At 38.8% G+C, this 16789-nt stretch carries 19 protein-coding genes; 15 read left to right on the forward strand and 4 right to left on the reverse strand.

Translation table 11 applies throughout. From position 1 onward, the window contains the following. Nucleotides 1–407 precede the first annotated feature (407 nt). The 4 genes from KO495_RS13390 to KO495_RS13405 all read left to right on the forward strand — a co-directional run bounded on the left by KO495_RS13390 (nucleotide 408) and on the right by KO495_RS13405 (nucleotide 4653). Entirely contained in the window at nucleotides 408–719 is a 312-nt protein-coding gene (locus KO495_RS13390) for an OadG family transporter subunit (protein WP_215980903.1), read from the forward strand. Between the two features lie 9 nt (nucleotides 720–728). Further along, nucleotides 729–2516, forward strand: coding sequence for a sodium-extruding oxaloacetate decarboxylase subunit alpha (oadA, locus tag KO495_RS13395; RefSeq protein WP_215980904.1), 1788 nt, complete (start codon nucleotides 729–731; stop codon nucleotides 2514–2516). Nucleotides 2517–2524: 8 nt separating this feature from the next. Further along, nucleotides 2525–3655 (forward strand): sodium ion-translocating decarboxylase subunit beta, encoded by a 1131-nt coding sequence (locus tag KO495_RS13400; RefSeq protein WP_215980905.1) that lies wholly within the window; start codon nucleotides 2525–2527, stop codon nucleotides 3653–3655. A gap of 173 nt (nucleotides 3656–3828) precedes the next feature. Further along, a complete protein-coding gene (locus KO495_RS13405) occupies nucleotides 3829–4653 on the forward strand; it encodes a M48 family metallopeptidase (protein ID WP_215981069.1) in 825 nt (274 codons plus the stop codon). A gap of 108 nt (nucleotides 4654–4761) precedes the next feature. Here KO495_RS13405 and pdxH read toward each other — a convergent pair whose 3' ends face one another. Together pdxH and KO495_RS13415 are read right to left on the reverse strand one after the other, a co-directional pair. Then, on the reverse strand, nucleotides 4762–5415 hold the full coding sequence (gene pdxH / locus KO495_RS13410) for a pyridoxamine 5'-phosphate oxidase (RefSeq protein ID WP_215980906.1): 654 nt from the start codon (nucleotides 5413–5415) through the stop codon (nucleotides 4762–4764). A 217-nt stretch (nucleotides 5416–5632) separates the two neighbouring features. Further along, nucleotides 5633–5848 carry a PA3496 family putative envelope integrity protein gene (locus tag KO495_RS13415; RefSeq protein WP_215980907.1) on the reverse strand — a complete coding sequence of 72 codons (216 nt, stop codon included), beginning with the start codon at nucleotides 5846–5848 and terminating at the stop codon, nucleotides 5633–5635. A 352-nt stretch (nucleotides 5849–6200) separates the two neighbouring features. Between KO495_RS13415 and KO495_RS13420 the strand changes: the two genes are divergently transcribed. After that, on the forward strand, nucleotides 6201–8405 hold the full coding sequence (locus KO495_RS13420; RefSeq protein ID WP_215980908.1) for a GNAT family N-acetyltransferase: 2205 nt from the start codon (nucleotides 6201–6203) through the stop codon (nucleotides 8403–8405). Between the two features lie 36 nt (nucleotides 8406–8441). Here the strand turns inward: KO495_RS13420 and KO495_RS13425 are convergent, their stop codons facing one another. Beyond that, nucleotides 8442–8678 carry a hypothetical protein gene (locus KO495_RS13425; protein ID WP_215980909.1) on the reverse strand — a complete coding sequence of 79 codons (237 nt, stop codon included), beginning with the start codon at nucleotides 8676–8678 and terminating at the stop codon, nucleotides 8442–8444. 47 nt (nucleotides 8679–8725) lie between these two features. After that, complete coding sequence (locus KO495_RS13430; protein ID WP_252738952.1) at nucleotides 8726–8923, reverse strand: hypothetical protein; 198 nt, start codon at nucleotides 8921–8923, stop codon at nucleotides 8726–8728. 239 nt (nucleotides 8924–9162) lie between these two features. On the opposite strand from KO495_RS13430, the gene KO495_RS13435 reads away from it, so the two are divergent. The 10 genes from KO495_RS13435 (at nucleotide 9163) to KO495_RS13480 (ending at nucleotide 16714) form a co-directional block, all read left to right on the forward strand. Next, a complete protein-coding gene (locus tag KO495_RS13435; RefSeq protein WP_215980910.1) occupies nucleotides 9163–10044 on the forward strand; it encodes an ABC transporter ATP-binding protein in 882 nt (293 codons plus the stop codon). 16 nt (nucleotides 10045–10060) lie between these two features. Next, nucleotides 10061–11110 carry an ABC transporter permease gene (locus KO495_RS13440; RefSeq protein WP_215980911.1) on the forward strand — a complete coding sequence of 350 codons (1050 nt, stop codon included), beginning with the start codon at nucleotides 10061–10063 and terminating at the stop codon, nucleotides 11108–11110. Nucleotides 11111–11201: 91 nt separating this feature from the next. Beyond that, entirely contained in the window at nucleotides 11202–11888 is a 687-nt protein-coding gene (locus tag KO495_RS13445) for a hypothetical protein (RefSeq protein WP_215980912.1), read from the forward strand. A gap of 79 nt (nucleotides 11889–11967) precedes the next feature. After that, nucleotides 11968–12297 (forward strand): cell division protein FtsB, encoded by a 330-nt coding sequence (gene ftsB, locus KO495_RS13450; RefSeq protein WP_215980913.1) that lies wholly within the window; start codon nucleotides 11968–11970, stop codon nucleotides 12295–12297. After that, nucleotides 12297–13052: a 2-C-methyl-D-erythritol 4-phosphate cytidylyltransferase gene (gene ispD, locus KO495_RS13455; RefSeq protein WP_252738953.1), complete on the forward strand. Its 756-nt coding sequence runs from the start codon at nucleotides 12297–12299 to the stop codon at nucleotides 13050–13052. Before ftsB ends, ispD begins: the two co-directional genes overlap by 1 nt. Then, complete coding sequence (ispF, locus tag KO495_RS13460; protein WP_215980914.1) at nucleotides 13043–13555, forward strand: 2-C-methyl-D-erythritol 2,4-cyclodiphosphate synthase; 513 nt, start codon at nucleotides 13043–13045, stop codon at nucleotides 13553–13555. Before ispD ends, ispF begins: the two co-directional genes overlap by 10 nt. 72 nt (nucleotides 13556–13627) lie before the next feature. Then, nucleotides 13628–14698: a tRNA pseudouridine(13) synthase TruD gene (locus KO495_RS13465; protein WP_215980915.1), complete on the forward strand. Its 1071-nt coding sequence runs from the start codon at nucleotides 13628–13630 to the stop codon at nucleotides 14696–14698. Nucleotides 14699–14709: 11 nt separating this feature from the next. Continuing rightward, nucleotides 14710–15465 carry a 5'/3'-nucleotidase SurE gene (gene surE / locus KO495_RS13470; RefSeq protein WP_215980916.1) on the forward strand — a complete coding sequence of 252 codons (756 nt, stop codon included), beginning with the start codon at nucleotides 14710–14712 and terminating at the stop codon, nucleotides 15463–15465. 20 nt (nucleotides 15466–15485) lie between these two features. Further along, complete coding sequence (locus KO495_RS13475) at nucleotides 15486–16136, forward strand: protein-L-isoaspartate(D-aspartate) O-methyltransferase (RefSeq protein ID WP_215981072.1); 651 nt, start codon at nucleotides 15486–15488, stop codon at nucleotides 16134–16136. Continuing rightward, nucleotides 16136–16714 carry a YqaA family protein gene (locus tag KO495_RS13480; protein WP_215980917.1) on the forward strand — a complete coding sequence of 193 codons (579 nt, stop codon included), beginning with the start codon at nucleotides 16136–16138 and terminating at the stop codon, nucleotides 16712–16714. The genes KO495_RS13475 and KO495_RS13480 overlap by 1 nt, the downstream gene beginning before the upstream one ends. Nucleotides 16715–16789 lie beyond the last annotated feature (75 nt).

Here is a 16789-nt window from a genome sequence, read left to right on the forward strand (position 1 = left end):
GACGCGAAATTTGCCTTGATTTTCTGTCTACTGCTATAAAAATAAAGTTAATGAAACTTTCAAATATCTATCATTTTCTAGCTAATTTTTAATCACCAATGCACTGATTACTACGAGTTTCGTAGAAACAACAAGCAAGATTTATTGAACAACTGAATAGGTAAATACTAGGGGTATATTGTATACCAAATTGTATTATTGTCTTTTTGCTCTCTAATTCAGTGGATGCATGATTGTATACAATTTACATTTTTTAGGTTTTTATGTGAATATTTATTGAAAACAAGTGAATATTTACGTTTTTACGACTTGACGAAAAACTATTTTTATGAAACTTGAACAAACTGTTTGCTTTTTAGCTATTGGAGTGATTATTCTAATTGCAATAAATTTGAACGAGAAAGAAAATGAATAACATGCAACAAGAGTTTTTAGAAGCGGGCACCCTAATGTTAGTTGGTATGGTCGTTGTTTTTGCTTTTTTAGGCCTATTAATTTTATTTGTTAATTTAGTGTTAGCTAAATTAGCTGTTCGCTTTCCCGATCCTGTTGCACCAAGTCGGGCTCCTTCAAATAAAAAAAATAATAAGAAAGCAGACGATGGTACCGCTTCTCCGGCGATTGTCGCTGCAATTAGCGGAGCTGTTAATCGATACCGAGCACAACACGGTCAATCAAGCGCTTCCGCGGATAACTCTTTACCTCAAAATAAGAATTAAGGGCATAACATGAGCAAGTCATTAGGTATTACCGAAGTCGTCTTAAGAGATGGACATCAGTCAATTTTAGCTACAAGGCTTCGTTTAGAAGATATGCTACCTATCGCAGCTACTTTAGACGAAGTAGGCTACTGGTCAGTTGAAACATGGGGCGGTGCAACATTCGACTCATGTATTCGTTACTTAGGTGAAGATCCTTGGCATAGAATTCGCGAATTAAAAAAAGCGATGCCAAATACTAAGCAACAAATGTTGTTCCGCGGTCAAAACATCCTAGGTTATCGTCATTATGCTGATGATGTTGTAGAAAAGTTTGTTGAACGTGCACATGTTAACGGTGTCGATGTTTTTAGAATCTTTGATGCCATGAATGATGTCAGAAACCTTCAAACATCAATCAAGGCCGCTGTAAAAGTAGGTGCGCATGCTCAAGGTACGTTAAGTTATACCGAAAGCCCTGTTCATACGCTTGAAGGCTGGCTTACAATGGCAAAACAGCTGGAAGATATGGGCGCGCATTCGTTATGTATTAAAGATATGTCGGGTTTGTTGAAACCTTATGATGCACAAGAACTTATTTCACGTCTTAAAGATACGGTCGCTTTACCTATTGCATTGCATTGTCACGCTACTACTGGTTTAAGTGTTGCCACGCAAATGAAAGCAATTGACAGCAATGTGGACGTTATTGATACCTCTATTTCGTCAATGAGTATGACTTACGGGCATTCACCTACAGAAACTATTGCTTCTATTGTTGAAGGTACGCCACGTGCTACCGGTTTGAATATTGAAAAAATGGCTGAGGTTGCTGCGTACTTCCGTGATGTTAGAGAAAAATATGCTGAGTTTGAAGGCAGTTTAAAGGGTGTTGATGCACGTATTTTAACTGCACAAGTACCAGGTGGCATGTTAACTAACATGGAAAACCAGCTGAAAGAGCAGGGTGCAGCTGATAAATTTGATGAAGTATTAACTGAAATTCCTCGTGTACGTAAAGATTTAGGCTACATTCCTTTAGTAACACCTACTTCGCAAATTGTTGGTACACAGGCTGTATTGAATGTATTAACAGGTGAGCGTTATAAATCAATTACTAAAGAAACTACTGGAGTGTTAAAGGGCGAATATGGTGCAACTGCTGCGCCAGTGAATGCTGAGCTGCAAGCACGTGTTTTAGATGGTGTGGAGCCAATTACCTGTCGTCCAGCTGATTTATTAACACCTGAAGTCGATAAACTATCTGATGAGCTGCAATCACTTGCCAAAGAGAAGAATATTACCTTGGCTGAGGAAGTGATTGATGATGTGCTTACCTATGCACTATTCCCTCAAATTGGCTTGAAGTTTTTAGAAAATCGCAATAATCCTGCGGCATTTGAGCCTATTCCAACAAAAGCGGCACCAGCGGGCAGCTCTGTTAAAGCGGCAACACAGTCTACAACGAATACTTCGACTGAAAACTATGCGGTGAGCGTTGACGGTAAAGTTTATGATGTTGTTGTTGCACCAGGCGGCTCAATTGAGTCTGTAACTCAACCAGCAGGTGATGATGCTATTAAACAATCGGCATCTATTTCAGCGGAAGAAACGTTAAATGCGCCATTAGCGGGTAATATATTTAAAGTGCTGGTAAATGAAGGTGACTCAGTCACAGCAGGTGATGTTGTTATTATTATGGAAGCCATGAAAATGGAAACAGAGATCCGTGCAGTAAACTCAGGCACAATCACTAGCCTTCATACTAGAGAAGGCGACTCAGTTTCTGTTGGCGATGCCTTGCTTAGCTTTTCGTAGGGGTTATCATGGAATCTTTATCTAAATTATGGCTATCAACAGGCTTAGCTAACTTTGAGCTTGGCCAAGTCATTATGATGTTAGTTGGCTGTGGTTTACTCTATCTTGCTATTGCACGTAGTTTTGAACCATTGTTATTATTGCCAATGGGTTTTGGAGCAATTCTAACTAATATACCCGTAGCAGGGTTGTCAGAAGTTGGCGGCTTACTGCACTATATTTATTATGCAGGTATTGATACTGGCATTTTCCCTTTGCTTATTTTTATGGGTGTAGGGGCAATGACTGATTTTGGAGCGCTGATTGCTAACCCTAAAATGTTACTGCTTGGGGCGGCAGCGCAATTTGGTATATTTGCCACGTTATTTGGTGCTATTGCGTTAAACTTTATTCCTGGGATTGAGTTTACATTAAAAGATGCCTCTGCCATTGCTATTATTGGTGGTGCAGATGGTCCTACCGCGATTTTCTTAGCCTCTAAGTTGGCACCTGAACTTCTTGGTGCAATAGCGGTAGCTGCTTATTCTTATATGGCTCTAGTACCTATCATTCAACCACCGATAATGCGTGCATTAACAACGGTAGAAGAACGAAAAATTGAAATGGCGCAATTACGCCATGTTACTAAAGTGGAAAAGGTTATTTTCCCTTTAGGTTTAGTGCTTATGGCTATTTTGTTTTTACCCGCAGCAGCGCCGCTCGTAGGGATGTTTTGTTTAGGTAACTTAATGAAAGAGTCTGGTGTGGTTGATCGTTTAAGCTCTACAGCACAAAATGAATTAATTAATATTGTAACGATATTTTTAGGTTTAGGTGTAGGTTCAAAGTTAAGTGCTGATGCATTTTTAAATGTTGAAACACTTGGAATTCTTGCGTTAGGTGCTGTTGCATTCTCAATTGGTACAGCGTCAGGTGTATTGATGGCCAAAGGCATGAATAAGTTTAGTAAAGCACCTATTAACCCATTAATTGGTGCTGCGGGTGTGTCAGCTGTACCTATGGCAGCGCGTGTTTCTAATAAAATAGGCTTGGAAGCTAATCCTCATAATTTCTTGTTAATGCATGCAATGGGTCCAAATGTCGCTGGTGTAATTGGCTCAGCAGTAGCCGCTGGTATTTTATTAGCCTTAGTTGGTTAAGTTAGCCGTTAGCTTGATATGAAAAATAGTTTATATTGATTCAATATTGGGTTAGTTAAACAAAATGAACACATTAAAAATGGTGGGCTTTGCTCACCATTTTTTATTTTTAGTGTAAAAATTAAGATAAACAACATAAAATAGGCGTTCTGTTTATCTCTGCGAGCTTTATGATGAAACCACTATTTACTACACTTACTTTTCTCACCGCCTTAGTGCTATTAAGTGCTTGTTCAACTTCAACAACGGGTCGTAAACAAGTTATGCTTTTTTCCGACAATGAATTGAACCAAATGGGGGCTGCTTCATTTGAAGATATGAAAAAAAATACGCCAATTAGTCGTGATAAAAACGTTAATGCCTTTGTGCAGTGTGTTGCTGATGCTATTACGGCTAATGTACCTAAATCTGCTCATAATGGTGCATGGGAAGTGGTCGTTTTTGATTCAAAGCAAGTGAATGCGTTCGCATTACCAGGCGGTAAAATTGGTGTTTATACTGGCATCCTCAATGTCACAGAAGATCAGCACCAGCTCGCGGCTATTATGGGGCATGAAGTAGGCCATGTCATTGAACATCACTCTAATGAACGTTTATCTGCGGGTAAGTTATCTAATATCGGTATGGCTGTTACTACTATTGCTGTTGGCGCTAGTGATTTAGAAAATAAAGGTTTATGGATGGCTGGGTTAGGTGTTGGGGTACAATATGGTCTTATCATGCCTTATAGCCGTTCACATGAAAGTGAGGCTGATATTGTTGGGCAAGACTTAATGGCACGTTCCGGCTTTAACCCGCAAGCGAGTATCAAACTTTGGCAAAATATGGATAAGTTAAGTAATGGCGCTGCGCCAGCAGAGTTTATGTCAACTCACCCATCAAACCAAACGCGTATTAAGCAATTAAGCCAACACTTACCAACGGCAATGACTTATTATAAAGCGAATAGTAACCCGAGTTGTCAAAAGCCTGCGGTAATACCAACACCGAGTACGTAGGATGTTATTGTATATTTTGTATCGTCAGTAACCAAAAAGCCTAACAAGTTGTTAGGCTTTTTGGTTTTTATGTGTGTTGTGTCTGTGTGTTAACTTAAGGAAATATTGTTAAGGGTGAAGTTTGTAGTTATTCCAGCCACTCTCGGTTTTGTCAAAACAAATACGATCATGTAATCGACTAGCGCGTCCTTGCCAAAACTCTATATGGTGAGGTTTAATGCGCCAGCCTCCCCAAAAGTCAGGATGGGGGACTTCGCCTGTTTGAAATTTTTCTTGAAAGTGAGCCATTCTCTCTTTTAATTCATCGTTTGATTTTAGTTGCTGACTTTGTTTAGAAGCCCAAGCACCGATTTGGCTACCACGATCTCTACTATGAAAGTAATCAGCTGATTGCTGTGGAGATACTTTTTCAACAGTCCCTTCAATACGTACTTGGCGTTGCAATACATTCCAATGAAAGAGTAAGGCGACTTTTCCATTTTCAACTAACTCTTGGCTTTTACGGCTGCCGTAATTTGTGTAGAAAATAAAGCCTTCTTCGTCGAAGTCTTTAAGTAACACCATACGTGAGCTAGGTTGTCCGCTGCTATCACAAGTACTAACAGACATCGCTTCAGGAAGAAGGATCCCAGACTGACTTGCTTCTTCAAACCATTGTTTAAATAGTGCGTGGGGTGTAGCGTTTGGAGGTACTTCAGCTAAAGGCAAAGCAACACCTTGGCCGAAGGTAAATAAACAACGAAGTTTTTCTAATAAAGTCATAGTATTAAATATTAGGGCGTAAAGTCATTCTATTTTATGCCTTAACATTTGGAATGCAATACTCTATAGCGTTTAACCGCCCATTTTATTGAGCAGTTAAACGAGAATTAGTATAAAGAATAGGTTTTTAACTAGACCGACTGTTCAGTGTTGAACTTTTCGAGGTTTAGCCTAGTTTAGGGTTGGGTGTCATAAGGGGGAAATAATTAAGTAGTGTTTACCAGTCCTCACTATCATCAAGCAATTCTTTTAGACGTTTTTTTTCCATTAATTCGTCAATACGCTTACGCGCTAATAAGTTTTTTTGTGCTTGTTCTTGAGCTTTTTTGTTGGCTAATGTGTCAGCGTCATCCTTATCTGAAGCATTATCATCATCGTCTAAATCATCCGGATCAATATCATCAATAAAGTCATTGTTTATATCATTTACCATCGTATTTACCTGTAAAAAAAATCTGGCTAATAATATCTATAAAATAGGTAACAAGCATGACATTTTCAATAGTTTTATAAATTTAATTGTAAAAAAATAGAAAAAAAGTACCGTTTTTTTTGTGTTTGAATAAAAGTTAGGCTGTCTCGCTTTTATAACATTTACAAGTGAATAAAAGCTATGCAGTAAACATTATATGATTGGTTTTATGCGATTTAAATTTGGCTAGAACGCCAGTGTTTGAGTGTTTAATGGAGTGTTTAATGATATTGGCTTAGCTTAACGGTCTTGTTAGACTGTAGCCAACCTATAGTTGCCATGCCCTATTTTGTGATCAGGCCTTACCGATATTATGCTAAATGAAACCTTTACCGCATGGTTTAATGCGTTAGTTACTGATGCTACCTTGAAAAGAGAGCGCCGTCTTGTGGTGTTATCAGGGGATGAGCTTTGGGCTAAATCATTACTGGATAACCTACCTTTTTTTCAGCGACCTCTTTCTTTGCAAAAATCTTGTTTAATTTATGGCGATAGCACAATTTTTAAGGCGAATGTTCAGGCCAAACGTTATCAAGCTAAACTTGGTAGTGAGAGTGAGCTTATTATTTTTGCGGATAGCCACTTTACCATTGACGCGTTAGCGGCATTGTCAGGTAGTTTAAAAGCAGGTGGTGTTTTATTTATTATTACACCAATGCTACAAGAGCAGCTTAAATTAAGCCCTTTTTTGCAGCGTTTTTTCTCTTTGGTTAATAACAGTCATTTTATTATTAGTCAGGATGATGTTTGTTTTCCCGATATATTAACTATGCCAGCTACAGCGAATGACTATCGAAAAGAAGAAACTCAATCTCTAAATGATATGAGCTCCCCCTATGCGACTGCTGAGCAAAAGCTAGCGGTTATCGCCATTAAAAAAGTGCTTACGGGGCACCGAAAACGTCCGCTAGTGTTAACCGCAGATCGCGGCCGTGGTAAATCATCCGCCTTGGCTATCGCTTGTGCAGAACTGTTGCTGAATAATAACGTAGCGAATAATAAAGCTCAGCCACTAAGTATTATTATTAGTGCGCCAAGTTTAGCATCGGTTTCAGTATTTTTTGAGCAACTAAATAAAAGCTTGCCCAATGCAAAAGCCTTTAAACAAAAAATAACACATGAACAGGGAAGTATTGAGTTTATCGCGATAGATCAATTACTCGTAAAGCAGCTCACCGCAAGTTTAGTGTTAGTTGATGAAGCCGCAGCATTTCCAGTGTACTTACTGGAGCAACTAGTTAGGCGTTATCACCGTATGGTTTTTGCTAGTACCGTTCATGGTTATGAAGGTGCGGGGCGAGGTTTTACCTTAAAGTTTCAAAAAATTCTCACGGAGCTTTGTCCTAATTGGCGTACATTGCATATTAACGAACCCATTCGCTGGCAGCAAAACGACCCATTAGAGCAGCTTATTTTTAACGGCTGTTTACTCAATAGTGAATTACCGCTGCTTGATAATACTAAACCTGCCATTTTAAAAGCATCGTTAATGGTAGAGAGGGTGAGTGTTGCCGAGCTATTAGCGAATGAGCGGCTATTAGCCGATGCTTTTTCAATATTAGTGACTGCTCATTATCAAACTAAACCCAGTGATCTTAAGTTATTACTGGATAATAAAAATGTGCAACTACAGTGCTTATTTAGAAAAGGCAATCAAGAAAAGCAATTGCTGGGCGTCGCTTTGTTAATACAAGAAGGCTGGTGGGATAGTGCAGAGGATATTAATGCTGCAGATATTTCTGCTGTTGCAGCGTCACAAAAGCGCTTAAGTAATCACTTTATCCCGCAGTCGTTATTTGTACATTGCGGTATTGAAAATGCTTTTAGTTATCGATATTTACGAATTATGCGTATTGCAATACACCCAAGTATGCAACAACAAGGGCTAGGCTCTTTTTTTATTGAACAAATTAATCATCATGCTAGCTTACAATCGGTTGATTTTACGGGCGCTAGTTTTGGCGCTAATGTTGAGTTACTTTCTTATTGGTTTAAAACAGGTTTTACTACCGCGCGTTTAGGCTTTACGCAAGATAAAGCAAGCGGTGAGCATTCAGCATTACTACTAAAAGGTATGTCACCCAAAGCGATTACTCAACTAAGGGCACTTAGTAATAGTTTTTATCGTAGTTTTGACTATTTACTGTTAGATGAATATAAAGGTTTACCAACCGCACTGGTAGCGCAATTACTATCACAAAAAGCGCTTGCTCAATTACCTCCTCTTGAGAAAAGTGATTTAAATAATGTTAACGCTTTTGCCACAGGGCAGCGTGTTTATAGCAGTTGTGTATTTAGCTTATACCTTTGGTTTAAACATGAATTAATTAATCAGCGTGAATTATTAACTCATGTTGCCAATCAAAAAATGTTATTGGTGTTAACGAGTCGTTTAATACAAAAGCATAGTGAAGCTGATGTGTGCCTGCACTATGATTTTACAGGTAAAAAAATGCTTAATAATACAATTAAAACCTATGTTACTCAGCTACTTTCTGCCACAAAGGTTGATAGCTAAAGCGTTAAATTGAACGTATTGGGCGTTACGTTTATTTTATAAACTCAACCCAGGCGATTTTCTTATGGCATACCAACGCCAATAGCGCTGCATAGCGAGGTAATCACAGCGTTTATCTCCACAAAAACAAATATCATCGTGATTAAGTAGTGTACTTAAATAAAAGCTAATGGTTTGTGCTAAACCATTACTTGGGTGGCTTTTGTAAGTGGCAATCAGTACAGTTAACCAAGTTTCTATGCGTAAAAACTCTTTCGATGGCGTTGTTTTCATGTGTATTTCCTTGTGAAGTTTATCTGTTATTACCTACTAACTACTTTTTAGTCATGGTTTGTTGTTACAGATTCAAGTAATGCATGCCACAGTACTGCTTTTGCACTAGAGTTTAACGACTTACAGTCACCACAATGCAGTAAGCCTGAATTAAGTAAATTAGCCAAAACATTGCTTGAAAGCTCTACTTGAGATTTGCCCTTATTGTCGGCATTGACTACTGGTTCAAATCGCGTTGTCATCATAATTATCACCTCTGCTATTCGTTTGCATCGTGCACTCAACGTTAATGAAGCCCGTTAATGCAAATAAAATATAATCTAATAAATCATATGTTGCAAATGATAATTATTATCATTTGGTTGTTTTTAGCAAAGACACTGAAAATACAGTATATTTAGTTTCCTTAAACTTTTTGTTTGAGTGTTACTTTTGATAATTTGGTAAATACTCACAATGATCATTGATACAAATAGGTAATTAAATGAGCGCAGCCATTAGTGTGCAATCGCTAACTAAGCAATATAAAGCCGTATGTGCAGTTAATAATGTGAGCTTTGAGGTAACTCAAGGACATTGTTTTGGATTGCTTGGGCCAAATGGTGCAGGAAAAACCACTACTATTGAAATTATGGAAGGTATTATTGCAGCTACTTCTGGGCAAGTACTTTATCAAGGTGAGGTTGTTGATCAGCATACCGTCCAAAAAATTGGCATTCAATTTCAAAATACTGCATTACAGGACTTTCTTACGGTAAAAGAAACCTTAAATTTATTTGCCTCTTTTTACGAACATACTATTGCGCAGCCTATATTGATTGAACTGTGTGACTTGGCTGACTTTTTAGATAGAGATAATCGTTTGTTATCTGGCGGGCAACGGCAACGCTTGTTGCTTGCTCTAGCATTAATTAACGATCCGCAAATTATTTTTCTAGATGAGCCTACTACAGGGTTAGACCCTCATGCACGACGAAAATTTTGGCAACTCATTAAAAATATAAAATCACAGAATAAAACAATTGTACTAACCACACATTACATGGATGAAGCAGAGCAACTTTGTGACGATATTGTCATTATGAATCAAGGTGAAATTATTGAGTCGGGTACACCTCATCAATTATTAACTAAGCACTTTCATGAAGTGTTTATTTATTTGCCTAAAGCACAAATTAGCGATGAATTATTGCAAAAATATCAGTGGCGTGTGGTATCTGAACGAGTTGAAATAACCACTGATAATGTTGAAAAAACATTAACGTTGCTAATGGCTGAAAGTGTTTCACTTGAAGGGTTACATGTAAAGTCAGCCAATTTAGATGATTTGTTTTTAAAGCTAACAGGTCATTCTCTGCAAGCTTAATATGTTAAGGAATATTATGAATTTTAAGCGTTTTATGGCAGTGTTTAAGGCACGAAATATTGAGTTTTTTCGTGATAAATCGTCATTAGGGTGGAACCTGTTTTTTCCGGTGTTATTACTGGTCGGCTTTTCGTTTATTTTTTCAGGTGATGGTCGCCCAGCCTATAAAGTTGGGGTATTAGTAGCGACACCAGATACTTCATTAAGCCATGCCCAAAAGCAAGAGTCAGTAGCAAAGCTAGAGCATTCATTTATAAATACGCGCTTTATTGACTTTATTCATTACGACGACCAAGCACAAGCAACTGCAAAATTGAGTCGTCATAATATTGATCTTTTAGTCGATTTCGCACAGCAGCGTTATTGGGTTAATGATGAATCATCGAATAGCTATTTAGTTGAACAAATATTTTTAGGTCATCAACAAGGTTTTACTCGTTTGCAAAGCACCGGAAAAAGTATCCGTTATGTCGATTGGGTATTACCAGGTATTTTGGGAATGAATATGATGTTTAGCTGTTTGTTTGGTGTTGGTTATGTCATTGTTAGATATAGAAAAAATTCCGTGTTGAAGCGTCTTAAAGCAACGCCACTTTCGGCGCTTGAATTTGTTAGTGCTCAGCTATTGTCACGCTTATTTATTGTGATGTTTATGTCGAGCGTTGTTTATGCGGGCTGCAATGTGTTTTTTGACTTTTTTATGTTGGGCAGTTATTTCGATTTAATTATTATTGGAGCATTAGGGGCTTTTTGTTTAATTAGTTTAGGGTTACTAGTCGCAAGTCGCAGTAAAAGTGAAGAGCTCATTGGTGGCTTGTTGAATTTAACCTCATGGCCGATGATGATGTTATCTGGGGTGTGGTTCAGCTTAGAAGGAGCGCCAGAAGGGTTAAAAACCTTAGCCGATTTTTTACCGTTGACCCACTTAGTTGCTGGCGCAAGAGCTATTATTACAGAAGGTGCGTCACTTGCTGATATTAGTTACCATGTAAATATATTAGTAATAATGAGTGTAACCTTTTTATTATTAGGTGCTTATCTTTTTAGTTGGAATACTGAACGTTAATTTTTTATAGTTATTAGTTCACGTTTAGCTGAGCTAATAAACGAAATAATCAATTAAACAAAATAACAAACAGCCAAAAGGAGAATGAGTGATGACACAAGCGAACTTATGGCAAACGCAAATAGACTCATCTTCTTTTGCTGAGTTATGCGCTGCCTTGTATCAACGAGAGATTAATGTATTGGCGCAAGGGGATTTTCCCCATTGTCAGGCATTGCAAGCTCGTCTAAAAAGCCTACCTCATTATGTTTCACGTACTGCTCATGCCATGGTGCAAGTTAACAACCAGCAACATTCTCCCTTGCTACTCGATGTTCAAAACGCAAATTGGTCTGCTAAGCAAAACAGCATCTTACCCTTGTCGGGGCAAGCGATTGACGATGTTAATCGCTGGTATTTAACCAGTAATATTCGTGTTGGCTTGGTTGTCCCGATAATAAATCGAACAAGCAAGCAAGCAACTATTGTGCTTGATTGCGTTGACCGTATTGATTTAGCTAAAGGGCGAGTTCGTACTAATGTCGCTGGCTGGTTTGAATTAACTCATTCAACCTTAGAAGATGAAACTTCAAAGAAGCTAAAAAGTTTCAGTAACGACCAGCAATTACTGAAACCAAATAAAAAAGTGATGATGGCAGCTTGTGCTGGTCACACATGGCAAGGAAGTCATAAATCAGCACCTTTACTACCAAGTTTACGTGAGCTGTTGTTGTCTTGTAATATTAATTGGAAAAACTTTAAAAAGACGGCTGTTGTCACAAACTGGCTAACTATTTGATTCTTTATCTATCGCGCTAGTTAGGTATAATAACCGCTTGTTTTATCGTGTTACTTCTTTATTTTCTTGTTAGGCTTTTATGCGCATTTTTACAGTAGTGTTACTGATATTATTTATTTTACTGCAACATCGACTTTGGTTCGGTAAAAATAGTGTGCCTGATTATCTTGCTTTACAAGAAAGTGTTGCCAGTCAAAAAGTCCTAAATGAGCAACTACGCCAGCGCAATAAGGTGCTTTATGCAGACACCGATGACTTAAAGTTAGGACTTGAAGCCATAGAAGAACGTGCTCGCAACGAGTTAGGTATGATTAAAGAGCAAGAAACATTTTTCCGTATAATTCCTAATAAACCCTCATCGCGCACAACTAATCAGCATAAACGTAAAACCACCCAGGATACGCCGTAATGAGTGATGCGTTCATAAATAGTACGATGAAATTTATCGCCATTGTTCCCGCTGCTGGCGTTGGTAAACGTATGCAGGCTGACTGCCCTAAACAATACTTATCTATTGCGAATAAAACTATTTTAGAACACACAGTCAATAAGCTGTTAAGTCACCCCAAAATAGAGCAAGTTATTTTGTCTCTTGATAAAAATGATCAGTATTTTAATCGCAGCCCGTTAGTTAACCACCCAAAGGTTATCCGCGTAAATGGCGGTAAAGAGCGTGTCGACTCGGTGCTTAATGGCTTACGTAGTGTTGATAACAAAACTTATCCATGGGTGTTAGTGCATGACGCAGCTCGTCCTTGTGTTAGCCATCAAGATATTGACCAGCTAATAACGCAGTGTCTTGCCAACGATACCGGAGGCATATTAGCAAGCCCGGTGAGAGATACGATGAAAAGAGGCTGTGTAAACTCAGCTAATCAGCAACTTATAATTAATACGGTTGAGCGTGAACAATTATGGCATGCGCTTACACCTCAGTTATATAAAACTCAACAACTAATGAGCGCAATCGAACAAGGCTTAGCCAATGGCTGGAGTATTACTGATGAATCATCAGCGATTGAGCAGGCCAATCTTGACAGTTTATTGGTTGCTGGTAGTAGTGAAAATATAAAAATAACTCACCCCGATGATTTGCTTTTAGCGGAGTTTTACCTTGCTAAGCAATCAGGCACTTTGTTAAATAAGGAGCAACAATGCGAATAGGTCATGGTTTTGACGTTCATAAGTTTGGCGGTGAAGGCCCTCTCACATTAGGCGGCGTAAAAATTCCATTTGAGCAGGGGTTTATTGCTCATTCTGATGGCGATGTAGCAATACATGCATTGTGTGACGCAATATTAGGCGCGCTATGTTTAGCTGATATAGGTAATCACTTTCCTGATACCGATGGGCAATATGAAAATATCTCTAGCCGTATTTTGCTATGTCATGTGGTAGAGCTGATGACAGAAAAAGGTTACCAGTTAGGTAATGCTGATATCACTATTGTGGCACAAGCACCAAAAATAGCGCCGCACTTACTTAATATGCGAACCTGTTTAAGTGAAGACTTAAACTGCTCTATTGAGCAAGTAAATGTTAAAGCAACTACCACTGAAAAGCTTGGCTACGCTGGTCGAAAAGAAGGTATAGCGGTTCATTGCGTTGTATTATTAACGGTTGCTGAGCATGAGATTAAACCAATAGATGAAGTACAGCACATTTAAATTAGGTGTTAATTCGCCCGTTATTTTCCACATTACTTTGTAATGTCTAATTATTAAAAAATGGAATAAAGAATGTTACCAGAACATGCCTATTTGCATGGAAAGCCTCAATCGAGTGGTTTGCTACGCAGTGAAATGAGTGATTTTAAAGTGTTTGAAAAACTCCCTTTTGCACCCATCGGCGAAGGAGAGCACTTATTCATTAAAATACGAAAAACAGGTGCAAATACCGTTTTTGTTGCGCGTGAGCTTGCTAAATACTTTGCCGTTAAAGAAGGGCTTGTTTCTTATGCAGGCTTAAAAGATCGTTTTGCTATAACAGAGCAATGGTTTGGTGTGCATGTTCCTGGTAAACAACTATATGATTTATCCGATTTAGCAATTGAAGGTGTCGAAGTACTTGAGTACCAACGCCATAATAAAAAATTACGTACGGGCGCACTTACCGGTAATAACTTTGAATTACTATTAAGAAACGTTACGAATGTTGATGCACTAGTTGATCGTTGGCAAAGTATTATCAGCCAAGGTGTACCTAATTATTTTGGTGAGCAGCGCTTTGGTATTGATGGCGGAAATATTGCCCGTGCTTTATCGCTTTTTTCGGGCAGCAAAGTTAAAGACAAGAAAAAGCGTGGTATGTATTTATCAGCCGCTCGCTCTTATATTTTTAATAGCATGATTAATAAACGTATTGAACAGTCGCTTTTTAATGAAATAGTCACTGGCGATGTGTTAATGCTTGCCGGCACACAATCGGTATTTCATGTCGATACCGTTGATGAAGCTGTTAAGCAGCGTTTACAAGATAAAGATGTTGATATAACCGGGCCTATGTGGGGAGCTGGTGAGTTAATGACAACCAACGAAGCATTAGCGTTAGAGCAAAGTGTTGCTGAGCAGCATATAGAATTTGCACAAGGCTTACCGCGTTTTGGTTTAAAGCAAGAACGTCGACGTATTCGTTTAACCATTAGTGACACCGACATTTCAGTACTATCAACACCAGATAACCAAACTCATGTAAAAGTGAGTTTCTTTTTACCCGCAGGCTGTTATGCCACTACGGTATTAAGAGAGTTACTGGTTTATCAAGATATGACTACGCGCATTGATACACGCCAAACAAGCACCGAAAGTTAGTAGGACTATTGATGAAAATATTACTCAGTAATGATGATGGCGTTCATGCTTTAGGGATTAAAGTGCTATTTGAGGTGCTAAGTGAACGCTTTAGTGTTGATGTGGTTGCACCTGATAGAAACTGTAGTGGTGCGAGCAACTCGTTAACATTATTAAATCCTTTACGCGCTGAAAAGCTTGATAATGGCTTTGTGTCAGTTAATGGTACGCCTACAGATGCCGTGCACCTTGGTGCGAGCCAATTTTTTAGTCATGCGGATTTAGTGGTTGCAGGTATTAATAAAGGCGCTAATTTAGGTGATGATACCTTGTACTCAGGTACTGTTGCTGCGGCAACCGAAGGGCGTCATATGGGTATGCCTGCTTTAGCCATTTCACTGGTTGGTAAGGATGAAAACCATTATAAAACTGCCGCCGTGGTTGCCGTTAAAATTATTGAACGTTTAAAAAGTCACCCGCTACCAGCAGATCAAATTTTAAATATTAACGTACCTGATGTGCCCCTGAATGAACTTAAAGGAATCAAAGTAACTCGGTTGGGGAATAGGCATAAAGCGGAGTGCATGCAAAAAATGCAAGACCCTTGGCAGCGTGATATTTATTGGTATGGTTTACTCGGTGAAGAGTTAGATGGTGGCGAAGGTACTGATTTTCATGCGATAGCACAGGGTTACGCCTCGGTTACACCATTAACTGTAGATATGACGGCCCATCAAAGTATTAAAACAATAAAAGACTGGCTCAGCGAGCTAAGTTTATCAGATTAACAATGAGATCTAATCATATGATGTCTAGCAGGGTAGGCGGAAAATCAAAGCGTAGCGGTGAATTATTAGCGCAAAAACTACATGCAGAAGGTATTCAAAACGTCGAGGTTTTACAAGCCATAGCTAATACTCCTCGACATATTTTTGTACCTGAAATACTCGCCCATAAAGCTTATGACAATACGGCTTTACCGATAGGGCAAGGGCAAACTATTTCACAGCCTTATATTGTCGCAAAAATGTCAGAGTTGCTACTAGCTAATGGTCGACCTGCTAACATTTTGGAAATAGGCACCGGCTCTGGTTATCAAACCTCTATTTTATCGCAGCTAACCGATAAAGTATTTTCGGTTGAACGGATTCAAGCATTGCAATGGCAAGCTAAGCGTTGCTTACGAGCGATGGACTTACATAATGTTTCAATGAAGCATGGTGATGGTTGGCAGGGCTGGGCAAGTAAAGGGCCTTTCGCTGCCATTATTGTAACCGCAGCACCTAATGCAGTACCTCAAGCTTTGTTAGATCAACTTGAAGACGGTGGCCGGTTAGTTATTCCTGTGGGAGAACAAAACCAAGTATTGAAAATTATTACCCGTGATGGTGATGAGTTTATCGAAGAAAAAGTAGAAGCAGTACGCTTTGTACCTTTAGTTCCTGGAGAGTTGTTGTAGTGAAAGTGTTTTCGAATTTGTACCAATGGACGTTGCGTTGGGCTGAGCATAAATTTGCACCGCGTATTTTAGCTTTTATTACTTTTATAGAGTCTATTTTCTTCCCTATACCACCTGATGTTTTGCTTGCCCCTATGGTATTAGCTAAGCCTCATAATGCATGGCGTTTAGCGACAATAACCACTATTGCTTCTATTTTAGGTGGCTCGGTTGGTTATTTGCTAGGTTACTTAATGTTTGAACCTTGGATACAACCATTAATAACCGAATTTGGTTACCAAGCACGTTTTGATACGGCCATTAGTTGGTTTATGCAATGGGGTGTTTGGGTCGTGTTTATTGCAGGCTTTTCACCTATTCCGTATAAACTTTTTACTGTGTCAGCAGGCTTTTTACATATGGCATTCTTGCCTTTTCTTATGGCATCGGCAATCGGTAGAGGATTACGGTTTTTCTTGGTTGCTGGTTTAATTAAATGGGGGGGCAGCGCCATGGAGCAAAAAATTCGTCAATGGGTTGATGTCTTAGGCTGGGGTGTCGTTATCGCCATTATTATTGCATATTTTGCTTTAAGGTAGTCGCTCGAGAACTTATGGAGTAAATAATCATGATGATAAGTGAGCTTTATGTAAAGCAATTTACAACGGTAGGTG

The organism is Colwellia sp. D2M02 (genome assembly GCF_018860755.1).
Classification (GTDB): Bacteria; Pseudomonadota; Gammaproteobacteria; order Enterobacterales; family Alteromonadaceae; genus Colwellia; species Colwellia asteriadis.